The organism is Candidiatus Paracoxiella cheracis (assembly GCF_049348705.1).
GTDB lineage: Bacteria > Pseudomonadota > Gammaproteobacteria > Coxiellales > Coxiellaceae > Paracoxiella > Paracoxiella cheracis.
In genome coordinates this window covers 1,927,936-1,949,175 of the sequence record NZ_CP186485.1, presented here as the reverse complement: position 1 = coordinate 1,949,175, position 21,240 = coordinate 1,927,936, and the positions used below count along the sequence as shown (strand labels likewise).

Below are 21,240 nucleotides of genomic sequence, written 5' to 3'. Positions count from 1 at the left end.
TTTTTGCTGTCTATATTATACTCAGCACCCCAGGATTTTCAAGCAGAAGGCGGCTCATATGCCAAATAAATATCCAAACAAAAAAGGCTGGACGATTCCCAAGCAGAAATACAAGGTGAGCAATTGGCGTGAATATAATAATGCATTACGCAATCGTGCCAATATTGAAATCTGGATATCCGATGATATTATTCATTCGTGGTATGAAAAAGATCGTGTGTATGATGGCAAAGGCGCACCCCAAAAGTTCACGGATCTTGCGATCATTACGTGCCATGAAATTCGGCAAGTTTTTCGTTTAGCGTTGAGGCAATGTCAAGGGTTTATGAATTCAATTTTCAAGATGAAAGCCCTTAATATAAAATCACCGGATTACAGTTGCTTGTCAAAACGGTTAGCGCTTTTAACTATTCAGTCGCCTCGTTACAGGAAAACGGAATCGGCAGATAAAAGCGTTGTGGCTATCGCCCTTGACTCCACTGGGTTAAAACGGTTTGGCAGAGGTGAATGGCATCAGGAAACATATACATTATCAGCCAAACGGAGTTGGCGTAAATTGCATATAGCCGTTGATAATAAACATATTATTCATGGTAATGATTTAACGGATCGCTTTACGGCGGATTGCCAAAGCGTTGCAACGTTATCAAAGCAACTTACTTGCAAAGTGGGCCATGTCAGCGCCGATGGTGCCTACGATAAGAATCCTGTTTATGAAATATTATCAAATTACTTTAAAGGAGCCGCTATAATAATGCCGCCTGATAGTGATGCTGTTTATGATAAAAATAATCATACACAACGTAATGGTAATGTTAAGCAACTAAAAGCATTGGGCCGAATGGCTTGGCAACGAATAAGACAATACGGTTATCGGAATTATTCAGAGTTGGCGATTCAACGCTACAAAAGAATATTGGGTAGTACGTTACATGCTCGAGATTTTGTACGGCAAAAAATCGAATCAATGATCGGTTGTGGTGTGTTAAATAAAATGACACGGCTAGGAATGCCGGCGAGTTATCGTTGCGCCTAAATTTTGCGACACAGACAAAGCCGTGAGGTTAGGCAACAAAGCCCATCATGGTAACTATTTTTAGCACATAAAGTTACCTTATGCAACCAAGAAAGGCAATGAAAGTTACCTTTACTCTAACTATAATAAAAATAAGGGTTTTTTACGAGGAATGAATGACATGAAAACCTTTTCAGAAAGACTAAACCATATTTTAGATCTGCATGGCTTTCCACGAAAAGGAAAAGGGAGGCAAGCAGCTCTGGCCGAAGAATTTAAACTTACACAAAAAGGTGTTAGAAAATGGCTTGAAGGAGAAGGAACTCCTAAAACTTCTCGAATTATTGAAATCGCAAATAGATTTAATGTTAATGTTGAATGGCTTATATCTGGCAAAGGTGATGTATCTCCTAATGCAAAAAATAAAAATTTGAATACTGCCCACATGAACAAAAATTTGTTGATTAGGTGGGTTCCTATTCTTGACTGGGTATGCGCAGGAAATGGAAGCGCAATGAATCCAGCCACTACAGACGAAGCTGAGTTTGTTCCGGTGCCGGTTGATAAGTGCAGTAAAGACAGTTACGCGTTACGTATAAAAGGTGAATCAATGATTTCACCGAATTTTTTTGAAAAATCATTTTTGCCAGGTCAAATAATTATTATTACTCCTAATCGCGAACCTAAACCAGGTGATTTTGTGGTTGCTACCATTAATCATTACAGTGAAGCCACTTTTAAGCAATTCATTCTTGAGGACTCTCATAGGTGGCTGAAACCGCTTAATCCAAGATATCCTATACAAAAAATTGAAGAAGGAACTGAGGTTATAGGAATTGTTACTTATCAACTTGACCCCAATTTTTGAGCACACAATCTAATTCTTTTATTCAACTTTCATAACTAGAATTTAGTAGTAATGGCGAGAAATTTTATTTTTGTGTTAATAATTTTTCATCGCCAGTAATCAAATAAGCTCGATGTAAATAATCTTGTGAAAGCGCTCTAACCTTGCGTGTATCTTTAGATAAATCAACGTAATAATTAGCACGTTCTTCTATCTTTCTGAAATATTTTTTTATATCATCCCCAAATTTTTTGTATTTATTATTTTCAAATTCAATATATTCAGTTCTTATGAAATCTGATGGTATATTGGCATTTTTAGTTTTTATAATGATCGTCTCCTTGCCATAAGCTTGAAGCAAGCCTAATTCATAAAATATGTTCGCTCTAGTATTAACTGATAAATCATCACTAATTATAGCGATTCCTATTGGCACCGAAAGAATCATCTCCCATATTTTCTGTAAAAAATCACGGCCATGTATTTCTTTTTCTGCGTCTAGTTCATGGAAGCCATGGTCTTTAATGTGTTTGGCAAGAGATTTTCTTATAGTTTTTATTTCCTTAGTTATTTGGGGCCCTATTTTCGTCATAATAAAACAAGTTTTTGGTCGATATTTAGGTTTATGAGTTAAGACATCACCAGAAACAGGATTATACAAATATAATCTCATTATTTTTTTCCTGTGCTTCGCGCAATAGGCACGTTCTTATACGGCCCAGGTGTTGACTTGTGCGACAATATTTTTCCCTTTGATCGATCAATTTTCACGTAATGCCCCGTACGTGGATTTTTGCGCTGTATGATGTTGTGATGTTTTCGTTGCATACATAATTTCCTAAAAAAATCTTTAAATTAAAGTGTCAGCTTCATTATAAGTTTCTGGAAAACCATATTCAACATATTACTATACCGACCCTGGGGCTAGGCTCTCAGTAATCCTAAAGATGCAAGTCTACCCTATACCCCACAGAAAAGTAACTTTTAGTATTGACATAAAGGGTACTTATGGTTACTATTTAAGAACCATAAGTACTGGCTGGAGCGAAGGAACCCAAAACATGGACCTCAAGGAAAAACCGACCAATTACTTAACAACCGCTACTGAGGCAGAGGATTGCTGGGAAGAGTACGACAGCACAGGGCTTTGTTGCCTAACTAAAACATGAACAATCTATGTAATTTTTGCTGTCTATATTATAATCAGCACCCCACGATTTTTAAGCAGAGGGCGCCTCATATGCCAAATAAATATCCAAACAAAAAAGGCTGGACGATTCCCAAGCAGAAATACAAGGTGAGCAATTGGCGTGAATATAATAATGCATTACGCAATCGTGCCAATATTGAAATCTGGATATCCGATGATATTATTCATTCGTGGTATGAAAAAGATCGTGTGTATGATGGCAAAGGCGCACCCCAAAAGTTCACGGATCTTGCGATCATTACGTGCCATGAAATTCGGCAAGTTTTTCGTTTAGCGTTGAGGCAATGTCAAGGGTTTATGAATTCAATTTTCAAGATGAAAGCCCTTAATATAAAATCACCGGATTACAGTTGCTTGTCAAAACGGTTAGCGCTTTTAACTATTCAGTCGCCTCGTTACAGGAAAACGGAATCGGCAGATAAAAGCGTTGTGGCTATCGCCCTTGACTCCACTGGGTTAAAACGGTTTGGCAGAGGTGAATGGCATCAGGAAACATATACATTATCAGCCAAACGGAGTTGGCGTAAATTGCATATAGCCGTTGATAATAAACATATTATTCATGGTAATGATTTAACGGATCGCTTTACGGCGGATTGCCAAAGCGTTGCAACGTTATCAAAGCAACTTACTTGCAAAGTGGGCCATGTCAGCGCCGATGGTGCCTACGATAAGAATCCTGTTTATGAAATATTATCAAATTACTTTAAAGGAGCCGCTATAATAATGCCGCCTGATAGTGATGCTGTTTATGATAAAAATAATCATACACAACGTAATGGTAATGTTAAGCAACTAAAAGCATTGGGCCGAATGGCTTGGCAACGAATAAGACAATACGGTTATCGGAATTATTCAGAGTTGGCGATTCAACGCTACAAAAGAATATTGGGTAGTACGTTACATGCTCGAGATTTTGTACGGCAAAAAATCGAATCAATGATCGGTTGTGGTGTGTTAAATAAAATGACACGGCTAGGAATGCCGGCGAGTTATCGTTGCGCCTAAATTTTGCGACACAGACAAAGCCGTGAGGTTAGGCAACAAAGCCAAAACACGAAGTGTCTGGCAACAATAGTGGTAATTCCCGCAATGGGCACAGCCAAAAAACGATCAAAACAACAGATGGCGAGATGACCATTGAGGTTCCTCGTGATCGTAACAATGAGTTTGTACCGCAATTGATTCCAAAACATCAAACCCGCTTTGATGATTTGGATGACAAAATTATGAGTCTTTATGCACGGGGTATGACTACCCGTGATATTCAAGATCAGTTGAAAGATTTGTATGGCACAACTATTTGTTCGAGTCTCATTTCTACAGTAACCAACGAAGTGATTGAAGAAGTGAAGGCTTGGCAAAGTCGTCCGTTGGACAAGGTGTATCCGATTGTGTATTTGGACGCTTTAGTGATTAAAGTGCAGCAAGATAAAAAGGTTATCAATAAGGCATTGTATTTGGCTTTAGGAATTAATATCGATGGGCAAAAAGAATTGCTAGGTATTTGGATTAGCCAAAATGAGGGCGCTAAATTCTGGTTGAATGTATTAACGGAGTTAAAAAATCGAGGCCTAGAAGATATCCTGATTTGTTGCGTTGACGGGCTAACGGGCTTTCCTGATGCGATTGGCGCTGTGTATCCTAACACTCAAGTACAGCTTTGCATTGTACACATGGTGCGGAATTCATTGCGCTATGTGGGTTGGAAAAAGAAAAAAGAAGTGGCCGCTGACTTAAAAGCTATTTATTCGGCCAGTACGGTTGAAGAAGCAGAATTGGCGCTGACGAGTTTCTCTGAGAAATGGGATGCTGAATTTCCCTCGATTGCCAAAAGTTGGTTGACTCATTGGGAGCGCATTGTGCCATTTTTTGCTTATCCGGCAGAAATTCGGAGGGTGATTTATACCACTAACGCTATTGAATCACTGAACATGAGTATCCGAAAAGTTATTAAAAATAAACGAGTTTTTCCGTCGGACGATGCCGCTTTAAAACAACTCTATTTAGGGTTAAAAAATATAGCCAAAAAATGGACCATGCCGATTCGAGACTGGGGTGCCGCCATGAATCGTTTTGCCCTTATGTTTGAAGATCGCCTGGCGGATTTTGTATAAAACTTAAAATTCATAAGAGAGGAAATTAATTTGAACGCAATGTAGTTTTTGATAAAATTAAAAAATCAGTTAACACAATGGCTGATTCATAATTCTGACTGACGCGATTTACACAAACTAATAAACAGTCCCTGGGGTTAGGGTGAGTGTACGACATTGATCGATATTTCTGTTCTTATTATTTTATATTTCATTCTCGGTGCTTTTGCGGGCACGATGTCGGGGTTGTTAGGTGTCGGTGGTGGTGTTATTGTTGTGCCTGGCTTGGCATTGCTGTTTCGACTGCAACATTTTCCGAGCCCTATCATCATGCATATGGCAGCCGGCACTTCGCTCGCAGTCATGATCGGTACCGCATTGCGTGCGCTTTATGCGCATCGCCGTCATAAAACTAAATTTTGGCATATTTATCGGCGTATGCTTCCAAGCATTGTCATCGGCGTCATTTTGGGAGCTATTTTCGCACACTATTTGCATAGTCGAGTCATCGCCATTATTTTCGCAGTTTTTATAGCATTGATTGGATTGCACCTGTTATTGGGAAAAAAAGTTAACCCTCATCGCAACTTGCCGGGTTCTTGTGGTATGTGGGGAATGGGATTGTTGATTGGTGGAAAGTCGGGATTGCTTGGTGTTGGTGGTGGCTCGGTGATGATTCCCTTTTTATTATTTTGTAACATTGAGCTGCGAACGGCCATGATGGTATCAATCGCTACGAGCTTAACGGTTTCAATTATCGGAGTTGTTGTTGGGTTAACAGGAATGTATGCTCAGGGCCTACCGGCTTGGAGCACCGGCTATATTTACTGGCCGGCCTGGATAGCTGTGGTGGTTGGCAGTATACTGTTTGCTCCTTTAGGGGCGGCACTATCTTATCGTATATCCGCTCCTTTGTTGAGGCGCTTGTTTGCCGTATTTTTATTATTAGTGAGCCTCCATTTGTTTATCGGATAAGTTATGTTGCAGTACCCTCATTTTGACCCCATCGCGTTTAAGATGGGGCCGCTGAAAGTTCATTGGTATGGACTTATGTATTTGGTAGGCTTTATCGGCGCCTGGTGGTTAGCGTTGTATCGCGCGCGAAAACCCAGTAGTGGTTGGAATCCCCAGCAAGTAGCTGATTTGATTTTTTATAGCGCGATTGGAGTAATTATCGGTGGCCGACTCGGCTATATGCTTTTTTACGATACGATCAACTTTTTTCACAATCCTTTGCTTTTATTCAAGCTTTGGGATGGTGGCATGTCATTTCATGGTGGCCTAGCGGGTGTTGGCATCGCGACGTGGATTTATGCGCGCGTTCATCAAAAATATTGGGTGAATGTCATCGATTTTGCTGCACCATTAGTGCCAATTGGCTTGGCGGCGGGTCGTTTGGGGAATTTTATCAATGGGGAATTATGGGGGCGGGTGACTACAGTGCCTTGGGGAATGATTTTTCCAAAAGCGGGACTGCTGCCGCGTCATCCCTCTCAACTCTATGAATTCCTGCTCGAAGGTGTCCTTTTATTTATCATTTTATGGTCGTTTTCCTCAAAAAGACGCCCGCCCTTTGCAGTTGCGGCCTTATTTTTGGTCTGTTATGGCTGTTTCCGATTTCTTGCTGAGTTTTTTCGCCAGCCTGATCCACAACGAGGGTTCATCGCCTTTGGTTGGCTCACCATGGGACAGCTCTTGTCATTTCCCATGATATTGATAGGATGTATAGCATTGTGGTGGGTTTATCGTTACAAGGAGCGTTAAAATGATTAAACAAATCATTCTGATCATCCTGCTGTCGGCATGTGCGATATTTTTTAAGACTCAATTGAGTCACATACTCGATGGCTTGATTTATGTCCATAATTATATTGCTGTTTCACTGCATATGATTTTTTCGGATGATGCAGTGGGTCGTCTGATTCAGGATATGGTCTCATTGTTAATCATTCCACTCGTGGGCGGTCTTCTTGTGGCTATGGTGTTTTGGATGTTCAAGCGCGAAGCCATGCCGCATACCTTGTCGTTAGTGTGGGTGGTGTGGCTAATTCTGGTAATTACGATGATCGCACAAACGAACATGAGTCCCGGTGGACGGGGAAATCCCCCAACGCAAACGGCACAACAAACCACAGAACCCGTAACACAAAGTAATCCATAAAACTATGCAACAGTATCTCGATTTTCTGCAACATATTCTCAATAACGGTATTCAAAAATCGGATCGTACCGGTGTTGGCACTCGCAGTGCTTTCAGCTATGAAATGCGATTTAATTTAGCGGACGGTTTTCCATTAGTCACCACGAAAAAAGTGCACATAAAAAGTGTGATTTACGAGTTGTTGTGGTTTTTGCGCGGTGATACTAATTTAAAATTTCTACACGATCACGGTGTATCCATTTGGGATGAATGGGCTGATGAAAATGGAGATTTGGGTCCAATCTATGGAAAACAATGGCGACGCTGGGCGTGTCCCGATGGTCGCGTGGTCGATCAAATGTCGCAACTTCTCACTCAAATTCAAACGAATCCGAACTCGCGCCGTTTAATTGTCAGCGCATGGAATGTGGGTGAGTTAAATGAAATGAAATTACCGCCGTGTCATTTGTTATTTCAATTTTTTGTTGCTGATCGCAAACTTTCTTGTAAATTAACGCAGCGATCAGCCGATGCTTTTTTGGGTGTACCTTTTAATATTGCCTCTTATTCCTTGCTGACACACATGGTGGCGCAACAATGCAATTTAGACGTGGGTGAGTTTGTGTGGTCGGGCGGTGATTGTCATATTTACAATAATCACATGGACCAAGTTCGTGAGCAGCTCTCTCGAAAACCGCACGATTTACCGCAACTCATAATTAAACGCAAACTCGATTCATTATTCGATTATAATTTCGATGATTTTGAAATTATCAATTACGAGCCTCATCCTGCTATTAAAGCGCCTGTAGCGGTTTAGATAATGCCAGACGTTTAAGGCACCTCTAGCAATCCCCTCACGCCCTGGTTACAATAAATACTATTCATTCAAGACGGATGCTGAAGTATGGAAAACGCCTTAGTCTGTGCCTACATTCTCGATAGCAAGGGAGGGGCAAAAGAAATTGGCTGGGATCAGATTCAAAATTGGTCCAAAGACCAGGGCATCCTTTGGGTGCACCTCGATTACACAACGAAAAAAGCTAAAAATTGGCTCCTCAAAGAAAGCGGGCTTGATAAAATCACAGCGAGAGCAATGATTGCCGAAGAATCCAGGCCTCGTTGTGTCATAACGTCAGGTGGTGTTTTAACATTTCTTCGCAGTGTGAATTCCAATCCAGGTCAAGACCCCGAAGACATGGTGTCCATTCGAACTTGGATTGATGAAAATCGAATTATCTCAACGCGGCATCGTCGATTACTTTCTCTTTCAGATTTGCGACAAGAAATTGCTGAGGGGAATGGTCCAAAAACGCCGATTGAATTTTTGATCATGTTAAATGATCGCATAACCGACCGCATTGCCGATGTGTTGGATGATATCGATGAACAGGTTGATGGGCTTGAGCATGATGTGTTGGTTGAGCGCAGTCACTTGCTCCGCCCTAAAATTGCGGATTTGCGTCGTCAGATAATAGAAATTCGTCGCTATCTTGCACCACAACGTGAAGCACTTTATCGCCTGCAAATTCAAGAAACGCCTTTAATTAGTTCGGCTGATCGGCTTCATTTTCGTGAGGCCAGCGATCGTATCATACGTTACATCGAAGACTTAGATTCCGCACGAGAGCGTGCATCCATCTCACAAGAAGAATTGACAGCCCGTTTGGCAGAGCAAATGGATCGGCGGATGTATGTGTTGTCTGTCGTTGCCGTAATTTTCCTGCCCATTACTTTTCTCACCGGCTTGCTGGGCATTAATGTCGGCGGTGTTCCTGGTGCCGGATACAACTGGGCCTTTGAAATTGTGTGCGGCATTATTTTAGGGATCGTTATCGTTACGTTTCAAATTTTACGACGTAAGAGATGGATGTAATAACATGCTGATGACACGGAGTGCACCAATCTGGAAGGCTTTTGAAAGAGGAAATCACTGGTCTTTTTCAGCGATCAACACAGCTAAAATGCACTTGTTAAGTGGTGTGGGTAAAATCGATTTAGTCGATGGTTTGGTGTTAATGGGATTCCTTATCTTAGCCATCATTGTTGGCAGTCTGTTTATAATATTTTGCAATAAATGGCTGCGAAAGGATCGAGCGCCTGATAAATTTATTTTTTCTCTCATTCAGACTGCTAGACGTTATGCGATTCCGTTACTAGTGTTTGGTACGGCAAGTTTGTATTTTCTAGCCATCTACAGTGCCATAAAAGTCGATCCCTTTTTAGAGCTGATAAGCTATTCATTGTTTGTTGCAACTTTGCTTATTGCATTGTTTAGCTTGTTTGTCGCGCCCCCCGCTCCGGCGATCAGCTTTTTGCGTGTAAAAACGTGTATGCATAGAGCGTTTATGCTGCGATTCGTCGTATTCGTTGTGCTTGCGCTAATCGGTTATCTCGCTGTTATTTTATTTAGAGACCAAAAGCTACCAACAAATCCAGTTGAAATCATTCGTACCGTCTATATGACGTTGTTGAGTTTGTCTGTTATCTCGCTGCTGTGGTTGTTTGTGAGGTTGATAGTGAGTCGTGGCATTTGTTATGTTGCAAAATCACTGTTGATCGTTTTGTTAATAACGACATTATTTTTGGAGTGGGTGGGCTATCATCATCTCGCTCTATACATAGTTTCAGGTCTTTTTGCGAGTTTTTTGTTGAGTGTACTGCTGTGGATAGCCATGCGGGTGGTCGCTCGCATGGTGGACATTATCAACAATAATCAATCGCAAGTTTCGAGAAAAATTAAATATTATTTAGGCGTAAAACCCCATAAAAATATCTATGAATTTTCTATACTGAAGCTCGCTTTTTATATTTTCTTTCTTTGCGTATTTCTGTTTTTACTGTTAAAAGCATGGGGTGTTTCTCGGACCACTCTGCAACACTTTGAAAAATTCGTTTTTGAGGGGTTTGATTGGGCGCGCCTTAAAATTAGTGTTTCTCGTATTATAGTTGGTTTGGCGATTTTTTCTGTTATCAGCATGGTGGGGCGATTGATTGCTGCGCACGTTACTCGCAAGCATCAGTTTCAAGACGAGAAAGATACTCAAGTAGCGGTTGCTTCTATCATTAATTATATCGTTTTTGCAATAGCTCTTATCGTTGGTTTGTTAGTGGCGGGTGTTGATTTCACCGGTTTGGCGATTATCGCGGGTGCGCTTTCGGTGGGTATTGGTTTGGGTTTGCAGAGGATTGTTAATAATTTTGTGTCGGGCATTATTCTTTTGCTTGAAAAACCGATTAAAGTGGGTGATCGGATTGCGGTAGAGGGAACAGAAGGATTTGTGAGGAAAATACGCATTCGTGCGACGCAAATTAATACGTTACAACGAGAAGACGTTATTGTGCCGAATTCAGAATTGGTGACGAAGCAAGTTGTTAATTATATGTTTCGCGATCCTTACTGGCGGTTGAGTTGTAAGGTCGGTGTTGCTTATGGCAGCGATGTGGAATTAGTTAAAAAATTATTGACGGAAGTTGCCTTAAACCATTCTGATGTTGTGCAAGATTCCCCGCATGAGCCGATTATTTTGTTTAAATCGTTTGGTGATAGCAGCTTGAATTTCGAACTTTGGGTTGTCATTAAAGATGTGAACAAAAAATTCATTATTGAAAGTGAGCTTAATTTTGCGATTAATCAGGCATTCAAACAAAATGCCATCACGATCGCCTTCCCACAGCGAGATGTGCATATTAAAAATATGCCAACGACATAAAATGACTGTAACGACACACCCAACTGTATTTCGGAGCGTTAGTTGTGATGGGGGTTACTGATCGTCATTTCGAGCAACGTGAGAAATCTCAAATGTGCAGCACTCTCTGCTATGGTTACGAGATCCCTCACTGTGTTCGGGATGACATGTGATGGAGCTCCGCACTCAGGACATGCAGTTACAAGTCACTTAACGACCGACTGCATTCAAACCCTTCAACATCATCAAGGCTTCATAGAGCTGATAGTCTTCTTTGGCAAGTTGCAACTCTGATTTCATGGCCGTCTTGAGTTTCGTTACAGCGGCTTTGTTTTTGGTATCATCGTCGTTAGCCAAATGATTTTGGAAATCGGATTCATCAATAGCGATGAAGCCATTTTCTGTGCTTCTTACCATCAGTTCAGGCACTGTCACATCGGGCACAATCCCTTTTGCCTGGATTTCACGACCGGCTGGGGTGTAATACAATGCGGTGGTGAGTTTGATCGCGCTGTCTTTACCTAATGGTAAAACGGTTTGTACCGAACCCTTGCCAAAGCTGCGCGTGCCCATGATGATGGCGCGTTTGTAATCTTGCAGTGCACCGGCAACGATCTCGGAAGCCGACGCTGAGCCACCATTAATAAGCACAATCATTGGGGTATTGGGGATCATGTCCCCCGGCGTCATTTTGATATGCATATCAGAGCCTGGGATTCGACCTTTCGTATAAACGATATAATCTCGGTATTTGTTTATTTTGTCGGAATTTAAAAAGGTATCGGCAACCTCTGCGCTGACATCCAATAAACCACCTGGATTATTTCGTAGGTCTAGTACAAAACCTTTTAATTTGCCGCCCGATTGTTGTTTCAATTTTTCGATGGCAGCGCGCAATTGTTTTTCAAGCGGACCTTGGAAGAAAGTAATGCGAACATAACCGTAACCGTTTTCCAATGTTTTGCTTTTAACGCTAACCAGGCTAATAGTTTGGCGGGTTAACTTAAATACTAAAGGTTTGCTCACATTTTTTCGTACGACTGTTAAGGTTACTTGCGTGCCTTTTTTGCCTTTAATGTTTTTAACGGCATCGGTTAGGCTCATGTTTCGGACTAATTTTTTATCGATTTTGATGATAATGTCGTTGGCTTTGATGCCTGCTTTTTTTGCAGGAGAGCCATCCAACGGACTGATTACTTTTAAAAGTCCTGCTTTCGTTACCGTTAATTCAATGCCGACACCGACAAACTGACCTGAAACGGTTGTTTTCAATTCTTTTAATTCATTTGCATCAAGATACGTGGAGTGAGGATCAAGACTGTCGACCATACCGCTGATGGCATTATCAAATAATTTGCTGTTATTAACTTTTTTAATGTAATAACGATGAATAAGCGCTATAGCCGTGACAAAACGTTGAATGTCTTCACGCGGTAGTTGCTGGTTTTGGCGATTGAGGTTCATGCCTCGCTGTGGGAGTCGCGGAGCACTTTCTTCTGCAGCCGAGCTTATTAGTGGTGCGCTTATTAATGAGGTCACTAAAAGAATGATGGTTAAAACCTTACGAAATGTCATTTATGTCTCCTTATCCTGAACGACACCAATTGACCGGATTGAGGGGTATTGCGTTGTGTCGAATGGCAAAATAAAGCGCGGGTTTCTCGTAGCCGCCGCTGTTGCCTATCGTTGCAATCAGGTCTCCTTTTTGTACGAGGTCTCCCGGTTTTTTGTATAAATAATGGTTTCGCCCATATAATGTCATATAACCATGTCCATGGCTGATAATCAATAATAATCCGTATCCCGGTAACCACTTAGCAAAAACAACTTTTCCGGATGCAATTGCATGCACCGGTTGGTCTTCGGGAGCTCTGATCAGAATGGCTGCCCATCGTATTTGGCTTTGGTAGATTTGATTGCCAAAATAGGGCAACACTTTGCCTTTCGTTGGCCAGGGTAATTTTCCTTTAAGTCGGCCAAAATCCACATGCATCGCTTCGTAAGTGCTCTTCTTTTCTTCTAACTGCGAAATAGTGCGTTCGAGCAATCGTTTATTAGCCAGTAATTCAGCGAGTCTTTGACTCTTGGTGTTGATTTGACTATTAATCTTTTGGATCAAAGTTTTCCGCAATTCTCGAGCGTGTTTCAGCTTGTCATGTTCTTTTTGCTGATTATTTTCCAGTTGTTTCAATATACTTGTTTCCGATTGGATTTGTTGCTGATTATTTTGTATTTGCTCTATCGTGGTTTGCAATTGTTGAATGGCTTCAACTTGATCTCGGCTAATGTAGCGATAGTAAGTTAAGATGCGACTCATTTTTTCTGCATCGGATTGGTTGAGGATTAATTTTAAATAAGGTTGCCGACCAACGATATAAGCCATTCGAATTTGTTGCGCTAACCACGCCTGCTGACTCGTTAGTTTTGATTCGTAAACGCTAGATTGGTGCGATAACCGAGTTAATAGCGCCTGTTGTTTTTTTAAGTCTTGTTGAGTAGCTTTTAATTTTTCTAATATGTTGCCCGAGGCAATTTCATTTTTCTTTAATTCAGATTGGTATTGTGATCGTTTGTTTTGTTCGGCTGATAAAAGCGCTTTGATGTTCGCAATCTTGTGATTAATTTGATTGAGTTGATTGTGATTATTCGCAAGGATTGCCGGGCTAAGTATTAAAAATAAAATAGCCACGAGGAATATAGCGACGTTTTTATAAGGCATTATCCTTTGCACGGGTTTATTTCAGCTTCAGTAAATTATGACCGGTCATTTCTTTGGGTTTATCAAGACCCATTAAATAAAGCAGAGTGGGGGCGATGTCATCCAATGCGCCCATTTGATTGCTAAACGTTGCCTCCCTGCCAACATAAATCAATGGTACCAGATTATTCGTATGAGCAGTATGGGGTTGCCCCGTTTTATTGTCATACATCATTTCAGCATTGCCATGATCGGCTGTAATTAGCGCTTCACCGCCGATCGCTTTTAGCGCATCTACAATGCGTTTTAAACAAGCATCGATGATTTCAATAGCGTGGTTCGTTGCGCTTTCATTGCCGGTATGGCCGAGCATATCAGGGTTTGCAAAATTACAGATGATAACGTCGTAATCGCCATGTTCGATCGCTTCCACTAATTTGTCGGTTACTTCGACGGCGCTCATTTCTGGCTGTAAGTCATAAGTGGCGACTTTGGGTGATGGAATTAAAATGCGATCTTCCTCTGCAAATGGTGCCTCGACGCCACCGTTTAGAAAATACGTGACGTGTGCGTATTTTTCTGTTTCGGCGATGCGCAATTGGCGTAAACCTTGAGACGATAAAAATTCGCCTAAGGTGTTGTGCAATTGTAACGGTGGAAATGCTACAGCAGCGTTAATGTCTTTGGCGTATTGAGTTAATGTGACAAATGCTGATAATTTCGGAGTGACTTTGCGATCAAAGCCATCAAATGATTTGTCAGTGAATGCATGCGTTAATTGCCGTGCGCGATCCGCACGGAAATTCATGAAAATCATTACATCGCCATCTTGCACTGTGATCGGTGACTCATCATCGTGATGAACGCTAATGGCCTTGACGAATTCATCTGTTTCGCCTTGTGCATAAGCGATTTTTAATCCTTCGATGGCGGTATCGACATGATAATCGGCAGTGCCTTGAGTTAATAAGTTGTATGCTTTTTCGGTGCGTTCCCAACGTTTATCGCGGTCCATGGCATAGTAACGCCCGATGACAGAGGCAATTTTCCCCTGGCCTAATTTTTTATATTCGCCAGCAATGCGTTCGATGGATGCGGCGGCGGATTTTGGGGGTGTGTCGCGACCGTCTAAGATTGCGTGGAAATAGTTTTTGCTCACGCCGTGTTGGTTGACCATGTTAATCATGGCAGCGATGTGCGATTCGTGACTGTGAACGCCGCCCGGTGACAGTAACCCAATAATGTGTATGGATTTATTGGCTTTTTTCGCTTGATGAATGGCATCTGCCAAAACAGTATTTTTATAAAATTCACCGCTTTTAACGGCTTGATCGATGCGCGTTAAGTCTTGCGGCACCTTTCGTCCCGAGCCGATGTGCAGGTGACCCACTTCGGAATTTCCCATTTGCCCGGCAGGCAAACCAACCTCTTCACCGGAGGCTTTTAGTGAGGCGTGAGGGCAGTGCGATAACAAATAATCATAGCTAGGTGTTTTCGCCATCTCTATGGAATTATGTTGTTTTTGTTCGCTTTCACCCCAGCCATCGAGGATGATCAGGGTGATGGGTTTGGGTCGTTTTGCTTGTGTTTTGTTCATGTGTGGCATTCTACCAGTTAATTAGTCATTATCGTATAATTTGCTCGAGTTGACAGAATAATTTGCAAGTAATGTGTGGCTGCACAAGATGGTAGTGATGGTTGCTCGCTTTGCTGTAAGTTAATGACCGGGGATTGGCGCTCCAGGTTCAAGGTCAGGAGATGGATATTCTTTTTCAATAGCCTCAGCAAGCCTACTCTTGGTACCGAATAGGGTAAAAGTGTAGAACTCTCGACTTGATCTGACAGTTGAGATTTATCGGACATATTTTCTGTCCGATAGATCGGATTCTAATTACTCCTCTACCAGTTGCGTGTCGTGATTACTGTGCGCCTTATTCAATTCATCTGCCGACACGCTTGGAATAGTTTTACATAGTTTATCTAATTCTTTTTCTTGTGCCAAATGCTTTGCATCAAGAAAAGTTTGCATGGGTGTTTTTCCATAACAACGCTCGCCGGAATGGGGCCTGACCTCATTATATGTTTTGATCCACGCATCAACGTCTTGTTGTAATTCTTCTAGGGAACGATATATTTTTTTTCGAAAAGCAACATCATAAAATTCTTGTTTAATCGTTTTATGAAAACGTTCACAAATACCATTGGTCTGCGGAGAACGTGCGCGTGTTTTCGAATGGTCAATGTCTTCAACTGCTAAATAAAGTTGATAGGCGTGGTTCTCAATTTTTCCACAATATTCCGTCCCGCGATCCGTGAGCATACGCAGCAATCGGATACCTTGCTCATTAAACCATGGCAATACACGTTCATTTAATAAATGAGCTGCCGTCATCGCTGTTTTCTCCGTGTATAACTTCGCAAAAGCGATTCTGCTATAGGTATCGACAAAAGTCTGCTCATAAATACGGCCAACGCCCTTCATCGTGCCAACATAATACGTATCCTGAGAACCTAAATAACCTGGGTGTTCTGTTTCAATCTCGCCGTGCGCTTCTTTTTCTCGTTTTGATTTTTCTAATGCTTGTCATTGTTCTTCCGTTAATAACATACCGTCTTGCGCCGATTTCGCTTCAAGCGCTTTTAGTCGCTTCTTAAAAGTCTCTAGATCATTACGTAGCCACACCGAACGAACTCCGCTGCTCGATACGATAATGCCTCGCGCCAGTAATTCATTGGCCGCACGTGCCTGACCTAACGCTGGGTTTTCAATAGCCAAAGCAATTACCGCTTCTTCTACATGTAGCGGCACTCTATTTTTTTCATTCGGTTTCTTCTTACTCATATCATGGAGTGCTTCTTCGCCACCATTTTCATAAAGTGTTTTGAAACGGTAAAAACTGTCGCGTGAATAACCCATAACCTTGCAGGCTTGTGAAACATTTCCCAATTGTTTAGACAGCTCTAGTAAACCTAATTTGGGTTTGATAATCTTTTCGGATACACTGGTCATAATGACACTCCTCGTGTTGGTTGTTTAAGGTTGGTCAATTAAATTTTACTCTAACTGACCAGGAGTGTCAGATCAAGTCTGAAGGTTTACAGGTAAAGCATGAATTAGCATGTGAGTCGCGAACGTCTTGCTGCCGGTCCGCAACAGAGTTTTGAAAATCATTTACTGTCATCGTGCCATCAAAGAGTTTGTCTGTCATTTTAAGCATGGCTTCAATCACAGCTAATCGTTCCGGGTTGGTTCTCCAACGTGATTTATATGAGACTTTAATTTTCCTTACTTTTAAATGCTCTTTTCGCGCTGCTTCGTAGTTTTGAATACCTTCGCTTAATTTTTTGGCGGTTTCTTCGAGGCTCGAGTTCGCATCTTGAGGAAATTCGTTCACAATATCTTGGAGTTTCTTAATGGCTTTTTCAGCGGCTTCGCTAATGTTTTTTGCTTCAGCCTGATAAAAGGTTGCTAAGCTTGTGGCTATTTCCTGTATTTTTGAAAGTGCTTTATATTTAGTATTCAACGCGCGATATTTTTCTTGAAAAAGTGGGTCATCGTATGCGAGATTGAGACAATCTATCGATGCGCGCGATGGAGAGCGAAGCGAAGGGGCGTATTCTGGGGTAGGCTGGGATTTTTTGCCGAGCGTAAGCGACTGCAAAAAATCTTTACGAGGCGTCGAGTCAGTTGAGAGCCCGTGCGTAGTCGAGCCGTGAGGTCGCGGAGCGGGGGTGAGGAGGACGTCCGCGGTTATTTAAGTTGTCGCGTATTGCGAGTCGATTATTGACAGGGATGGCAATAATCTATCACGAGCATCGCGACACGCTTGTGCATCTTTTATAAGTTGCTGAATAGCTGATGAGTTTCCTTCCTTGGTCTTTAGGAGAGATATCAATTTCCTGATCCTTAAGATGGCAGCATGTTCATCCTTAAGGATTTTGTATTTTTCTGTAAAGCTTGGACCATCGCCTGCTAAAGTATCTTTTGCGTTTTGTATGAGTCGCGCAATAGCTGGCGCTGCTATGGGTTCTTCTTCAGCGTTGGCGTTAGCTTGTAATTTTTGCAATTTTGGAATGAGCTTTTGAATATCTGAAAATGCCTGATACTCACGATGAAACCTCTCATATTTTTTTCGGAAGGTTAAGTCGTGGCTTCCTAAACAATTCTTTCCGTACTCTATGAGGCGTGCAATGGCTGGCGCTGTAGCAGGATTTTGGGCCTTATGTTCCCTTTCTAATAGGTCTATCAATCCTAGAATTTGTTTATAGGCGTGAAACTCAGCTTGTAGTCCTTCGTATTTTTTTTGTGGGTTTAGATTCCACGTTGTTTTTAAATAGTTAGCTGTATTTTTGAGCTGCGCAGTAGCTTCCGCAAAAGCGCCCGGTTCGAATTCTAGTGCATTTGTTTGGATCAAACAGATATTGATATAGGATTTCACTAGGAACTCTTTCCATGGGATCGGAGCATTGAGAGGCTATTATTGATTCGACACCGGCTGGCCCACTTGCAGCGAGTGCTGTAAGTTTCGGAGTAGGAATTTTTTTTATGACCTTGGAGTTATGCGACGCTAATAAATATTTGATACCTCTGTCATTAGTAGCGAATGTTGCAATATTCGCGTCGGGAATTTCTTCTATGGCCTTGGGGCATCGGGAGGATAATAGAGCTTCGGTACCGGAGATATTAGTAGCGAGTGCTGCAAGGTTCGCAGCAGGAATTTTTCGAATGGCCTCGCGGCACTGGGAGGATAATATTTTTTCGACGCGACGTTGCTGTTCTTGTTCGTCCCTTGAAACATCTGATAAATAACTTGGAATTTGATTAACATAGAATTGAATGCATTCTGTGCACTGTCTGCCTAATGCACTCTCTAATTCTTGAAAGACATCGTCTCGCATGATATTTCCTCCTTAATCATGTGTGTTAGTTTAATTTCCTTACAATTAAGTTAATCGTTATAATCTTAAGGATTTATTAGGACAGAGAAGATTCTATATGTAATTTTATGTACTGGAGATTGTTTGCTTAGCCCTACACTTTCAATTCAGCCATAGCGCTCTATTCTTTCCAATAAAGATTTTGGATGATCAACGCAAGGGCTGCAATGGCGCCAATAATTAGAGAGGAAGTCGTGAGGTCTTTCACTCCAAGGAGTAAAGAGATGCCAATTGCCAACATCGGGGTCAAACTGGCAATGGCAGAATGTCGCTCGGCCCCTGCATTCTTAATGCCGGCTTGGTTTAAATAAATAGGAATGATAAAGCTGATTAAAGGGATCACAATTAATGCATAAGGAGATGGCCACACCATGGTAATCTGTGAATGATAAATGAAATAGGCGCCTAAAGAGACTGCCAGTAAACCGTAATTACGAAGGCATAATATATCCAATCGGGTGTAATTTTCTTTTTTCATCACGATATAGGTATATTTACGATAAATGTAGGCTAAAACTCCGACCGCTAAGGCACAATAAACCCCTATTGGATTTTTCATGGTGTAAATTACTAAGCCGCATAACGTTAGATTAAAGCATAAGCTCAAGATATGCGATTTCCCGCGTCGGATTAAAACAATATTTGATATGATCAGGGGCATGGTAAACGCAACTAATAAAAAATTGAATGGCACTGAGAATTTTGCCCCATAAAACGTCGCTGTCCATTGTATGGCTATAATGATGTTAACTACTATAATAAATTTTAGCTGCCTAAGAGAGGGAGTATACAAAGCAGCTAATCGTCGATAATTAATGCCATTGAACCAAATGATGGCGAGCAGCGCACTAGCGCTCAGTAATAATAAGGGAACGCTGCCTTGCGTAAAAATATGTATTAAAGCGATAGATAACGCAGTGACAACGGCGTAAGCCAAGCTCGATAGGTATACGCTTTTACTGTAATCCATAGTTTCTATTCAATAAATCATTTATCAATTGCGTATCCCGATTTAATTGACGCTCATCTTCGTTGTATAAGCCAATATAAAGAATACAGTCTGATAAACTTTTTGCGGGCGGCATTGAGCTTCCACTGATAATATTCTGTCTAAAAAGCACCACACTTTCTATTTTATGAAACGCTTCAGGTGAAAAGGTAGGCACAGTATAGGGTATTCTATTACTGAGAAATAAAATCCTCGCTTTACCCTGGGGATGTAAATTATGGTGAGCAACCTCATTTTTCTTTATTAGTTTATTCAATATCGTTACTTGGTCATCACCATAAGCGCTTTTTTCTAAATTACAAAGAAAGCCGAACACACCTGGCAGCCTAAAATTTACTTCGACCATGACAGGTTTATTCTGATGCCAAAAAAATTCAATGTGCGAGAATCCATATTGCCACTCTAGCGCATTTAATGAGTCATCAACAAAAGCCTGAATTGTTTGCCGCATAGAGGGAGCTAAATTAACTAGGTTTGCCTCTACATAACACGGTATATCGCCATCATGATAGCTCTTTTCATACAGCCATACTCCTGTTATATAATGCTTTCCTGCGTAACTCACGGCATTCAGGGAATATTCAGGTGCATCAATAAATTCTTGTACAATAGCAGTTTTAACGGTTTCGTTGGACAAACCATATTGTTTTGACCTTAAGTCCAAAATAGCTCTATCTAATTCAGCAAGGTTATTACAACGTTTAATGCCAAAACTTCCTCCTGCCGAACACGGTTTGATAAAAAGAGGGAAGCGAAGTGTTGTGGCTATGCGTTGCACAGTTTGCGCTATTTTCTCGTCATGCAAATTAATATATTCCGAAGCAGGCATCCCTATATTTTCAGCCCCAAGATGTTTCAATATACTTGATTTATTTTTTCTTAGAGGGAGAGTAATGAGGGGGTTGCCATATTTTAAGCCTAGCTGAGTTGAAAGCGTTTCAGCCTCTTCGATGACATATTCGGTTCCTGCTATGAGCATGTCGATGTCTAAACTGACTAGATGCCTTATCAGGTCATCTTGTTTGTAGTTTTCAAGATAGACAAGATGGGTAAAACTTGCAGGATTTAATCGCCCCGATAGCTGCATCTTTTCTGCAACTGAGGTATTAGTTAGTATGGCAATAGAATTGATTTGATGCTCACTCAAGGTTTGAGCCAGATATCTGCCACTAATATAAGGATCTACAATAGCAATATTCATTATCTCTACCACAAACACTGAGATTGTTTCGTAGTGCAGAAATAGTATCATTTTTGACGAATTGGGGCAAGAAAAAGACCATCGATGCGCGCGATGGAGAGCGAAGCGAAGGGGCGTATTCTGGGGTAGGCTGGGATTTTTTGCCGAGCGTAAGCGACTGCAAAAAATCTTTACGAGGCGTCGAGTCAGTTGAGAGCCCGTGCGTAGTCGAGCCGTGAGGTCGCGGAGCGGGGGTGAGGAGGACGTCCGCGGTTATTTAAGTTGTCGCGTATTGCGAGTCGATTATTGACAGGGATGGCAATAATCTATCACGAGCATCGCGACACGCTTGTTTTTGACCAGTAAATAAGGGGCCTCTACGTTGCAGGCTACTGATTCAGAGCATATAAAATAG

19 protein-coding genes and 2 pseudogenes are annotated in these 21,240 nt (G+C 41.5%); 10 read left to right on the top strand and 11 right to left on the bottom strand.

The features are described 5' to 3' along the window. Positions 1-58: 58 nt before the first annotated feature. Both ACJMKR_RS10270 and ACJMKR_RS10265 read left to right on the top strand, forming a co-directional pair. A complete protein-coding gene (locus ACJMKR_RS10270) occupies positions 59-1,036 on the top strand; it encodes an IS5 family transposase (RefSeq protein ID WP_423062509.1) in 978 nt (325 codons plus the stop codon). Between the two features lie 160 nt (positions 1,037-1,196). Beyond that, positions 1,197-1,883 (top strand): LexA family protein, encoded by a 687-nt coding sequence (locus tag ACJMKR_RS10265; protein WP_423062972.1) that lies wholly within the window; start codon positions 1,197-1,199, stop codon positions 1,881-1,883. A 64-nt stretch (positions 1,884-1,947) separates the two neighbouring features. Here the strand turns inward: ACJMKR_RS10265 and ACJMKR_RS10260 are convergent, their stop codons facing one another. Then, the gene (locus tag ACJMKR_RS10260; RefSeq protein WP_423062971.1) at positions 1,948-2,535 is read right to left on the bottom strand and encodes a hypothetical protein; all 588 of its coding nucleotides are present in this window, start codon (positions 2,533-2,535) and stop codon (positions 1,948-1,950) included. 567 nt (positions 2,536-3,102) lie between these two features. Here ACJMKR_RS10260 and ACJMKR_RS10255 point away from each other — a divergent pair. The 8 genes and pseudogenes from ACJMKR_RS10255 (at position 3,103) to ACJMKR_RS10220 (ending at position 11,021) form a co-directional block, all read left to right on the top strand. Further along, positions 3,103-4,080, top strand: coding sequence for an IS5 family transposase (locus tag ACJMKR_RS10255; RefSeq protein WP_423062509.1), 978 nt, complete (start codon positions 3,103-3,105; stop codon positions 4,078-4,080). Positions 4,081-4,124: 44 nt separating this feature from the next. Next, a pseudogene (locus ACJMKR_RS10250) lies at positions 4,125-5,189 on the top strand (IS256 family transposase); the annotation flags it as partial. A 216-nt stretch (positions 5,190-5,405) separates the two neighbouring features. Beyond that, a complete protein-coding gene (locus ACJMKR_RS10245; RefSeq protein WP_423062970.1) occupies positions 5,406-6,143 on the top strand; it encodes a sulfite exporter TauE/SafE family protein in 738 nt (245 codons plus the stop codon). A gap of 3 nt (positions 6,144-6,146) precedes the next feature. Then, positions 6,147-6,932: a prolipoprotein diacylglyceryl transferase gene (gene lgt / locus ACJMKR_RS10240; RefSeq protein ID WP_423062969.1), complete on the top strand. Its 786-nt coding sequence runs from the start codon at positions 6,147-6,149 to the stop codon at positions 6,930-6,932. Position 6,933: 1 nt separating this feature from the next. After that, positions 6,934-7,329: a hypothetical protein gene (locus ACJMKR_RS10235; protein WP_423062968.1), complete on the top strand. Its 396-nt coding sequence runs from the start codon at positions 6,934-6,936 to the stop codon at positions 7,327-7,329. Between the two features lie 4 nt (positions 7,330-7,333). After that, positions 7,334-8,128, top strand: coding sequence for a thymidylate synthase (locus tag ACJMKR_RS10230; protein ID WP_423062967.1), 795 nt, complete (start codon positions 7,334-7,336; stop codon positions 8,126-8,128). Between the two features lie 87 nt (positions 8,129-8,215). Then, positions 8,216-9,184 (top strand): zinc transporter ZntB, encoded by a 969-nt coding sequence (locus ACJMKR_RS10225; protein ID WP_423062966.1) that lies wholly within the window; start codon positions 8,216-8,218, stop codon positions 9,182-9,184. A gap of 4 nt (positions 9,185-9,188) precedes the next feature. Then, a complete protein-coding gene (locus ACJMKR_RS10220; protein ID WP_423062965.1) occupies positions 9,189-11,021 on the top strand; it encodes a mechanosensitive ion channel family protein in 1,833 nt (610 codons plus the stop codon). Between the two features lie 189 nt (positions 11,022-11,210). Here the strand turns inward: ACJMKR_RS10220 and ACJMKR_RS10215 are convergent, their stop codons facing one another. The 10 genes and pseudogenes from ACJMKR_RS10215 to ACJMKR_RS10170 form a co-directional block, all read right to left on the bottom strand. Continuing rightward, positions 11,211-12,575 carry a S41 family peptidase gene (locus ACJMKR_RS10215; protein WP_423062964.1) on the bottom strand — a complete coding sequence of 455 codons (1,365 nt, stop codon included), beginning with the start codon at positions 12,573-12,575 and terminating at the stop codon, positions 11,211-11,213. Between the two features lie 10 nt (positions 12,576-12,585). Next, positions 12,586-13,719: a murein hydrolase activator EnvC family protein gene (locus tag ACJMKR_RS10210; RefSeq protein ID WP_423062963.1), complete on the bottom strand. Its 1,134-nt coding sequence runs from the start codon at positions 13,717-13,719 to the stop codon at positions 12,586-12,588. A gap of 16 nt (positions 13,720-13,735) precedes the next feature. Beyond that, positions 13,736-15,295 carry a 2,3-bisphosphoglycerate-independent phosphoglycerate mutase gene (gene gpmI, locus ACJMKR_RS10205; RefSeq protein WP_423064240.1) on the bottom strand — a complete coding sequence of 520 codons (1,560 nt, stop codon included), beginning with the start codon at positions 15,293-15,295 and terminating at the stop codon, positions 13,736-13,738. A 294-nt stretch (positions 15,296-15,589) separates the two neighbouring features. Further along, positions 15,590-16,708: pseudogene (locus ACJMKR_RS10200) on the bottom strand (IS481 family transposase). 67 nt (positions 16,709-16,775) lie between these two features. Next, positions 16,776-17,360 carry a hypothetical protein gene (locus tag ACJMKR_RS10195; RefSeq protein WP_423062962.1) on the bottom strand — a complete coding sequence of 195 codons (585 nt, stop codon included), beginning with the start codon at positions 17,358-17,360 and terminating at the stop codon, positions 16,776-16,778. A gap of 93 nt (positions 17,361-17,453) precedes the next feature. Then, positions 17,454-18,113, bottom strand: a complete 660-nt coding sequence (locus ACJMKR_RS10190; protein WP_423062961.1) for a hypothetical protein — start codon at positions 18,111-18,113, stop codon at positions 17,454-17,456. Then, positions 18,037-18,597, bottom strand: a complete 561-nt coding sequence (locus ACJMKR_RS10185; protein ID WP_423062960.1) for a hypothetical protein — start codon at positions 18,595-18,597, stop codon at positions 18,037-18,039. Before ACJMKR_RS10185 ends, ACJMKR_RS10190 begins: the two co-directional genes overlap by 77 nt. Before the next feature lie 160 nt (positions 18,598-18,757). Beyond that, positions 18,758-19,606 carry a hypothetical protein gene (locus ACJMKR_RS10180; protein ID WP_423062959.1) on the bottom strand — a complete coding sequence of 283 codons (849 nt, stop codon included), beginning with the start codon at positions 19,604-19,606 and terminating at the stop codon, positions 18,758-18,760. Continuing rightward, complete coding sequence (locus tag ACJMKR_RS10175; RefSeq protein WP_423062958.1) at positions 19,593-20,846, bottom strand: ATP-grasp domain-containing protein; 1,254 nt, start codon at positions 20,844-20,846, stop codon at positions 19,593-19,595. The genes ACJMKR_RS10180 and ACJMKR_RS10175 overlap by 14 nt, the downstream gene beginning before the upstream one ends. Then, positions 20,815-21,009: a hypothetical protein gene (locus ACJMKR_RS10170; protein WP_423062957.1), complete on the bottom strand. Its 195-nt coding sequence runs from the start codon at positions 21,007-21,009 to the stop codon at positions 20,815-20,817. The genes ACJMKR_RS10175 and ACJMKR_RS10170 overlap by 32 nt, the downstream gene beginning before the upstream one ends. Positions 21,010-21,240 lie beyond the last annotated feature (231 nt).

Coding starts and splice junctions, on each gene's coding strand:
- ACJMKR_RS10270 (WP_423062509.1), top strand. CDS start 59: ATGCCAAATAAATATCCAAACAAAAAAGGCTGGACGATTCCCAAGCAG.
- ACJMKR_RS10175 (WP_423062958.1), bottom strand. CDS start 20,846: ATGAATATTGCTATTGTAGATCCTTATATTAGTGGCAGATATCTGGCT.
- ACJMKR_RS10220 (WP_423062965.1), top strand. CDS start 9,189: ATGCTGATGACACGGAGTGCACCAATCTGGAAGGCTTTTGAAAGAGGA.
- ACJMKR_RS10260 (WP_423062971.1), bottom strand. CDS start 2,535: ATGAGATTATATTTGTATAATCCTGTTTCTGGTGATGTCTTAACTCAT.
- ACJMKR_RS10210 (WP_423062963.1), bottom strand. CDS start 13,719: ATGCCTTATAAAAACGTCGCTATATTCCTCGTGGCTATTTTATTTTTA.
- lgt (WP_423062969.1), top strand. CDS start 6,147: ATGTTGCAGTACCCTCATTTTGACCCCATCGCGTTTAAGATGGGGCCG.
- ACJMKR_RS10230 (WP_423062967.1), top strand. CDS start 7,334: ATGCAACAGTATCTCGATTTTCTGCAACATATTCTCAATAACGGTATT.
- ACJMKR_RS10245 (WP_423062970.1), top strand. CDS start 5,406: ATGTCGGGGTTGTTAGGTGTCGGTGGTGGTGTTATTGTTGTGCCTGGC.
- ACJMKR_RS10185 (WP_423062960.1), bottom strand. CDS start 18,597: ATGCGAGACGATGTCTTTCAAGAATTAGAGAGTGCATTAGGCAGACAG.
- ACJMKR_RS10215 (WP_423062964.1), bottom strand. CDS start 12,575: ATGACATTTCGTAAGGTTTTAACCATCATTCTTTTAGTGACCTCATTA.
- gpmI (WP_423064240.1), bottom strand. CDS start 15,295: ATGAACAAAACACAAGCAAAACGACCCAAACCCATCACCCTGATCATC.
- ACJMKR_RS10255 (WP_423062509.1), top strand. CDS start 3,103: ATGCCAAATAAATATCCAAACAAAAAAGGCTGGACGATTCCCAAGCAG.
- ACJMKR_RS10235 (WP_423062968.1), top strand. CDS start 6,934: ATGATTAAACAAATCATTCTGATCATCCTGCTGTCGGCATGTGCGATA.
- ACJMKR_RS10225 (WP_423062966.1), top strand. CDS start 8,216: ATGGAAAACGCCTTAGTCTGTGCCTACATTCTCGATAGCAAGGGAGGG.
- ACJMKR_RS10265 (WP_423062972.1), top strand. CDS start 1,197: ATGAAAACCTTTTCAGAAAGACTAAACCATATTTTAGATCTGCATGGC.
- ACJMKR_RS10180 (WP_423062959.1), bottom strand. CDS start 19,606: ATGGATTACAGTAAAAGCGTATACCTATCGAGCTTGGCTTACGCCGTT.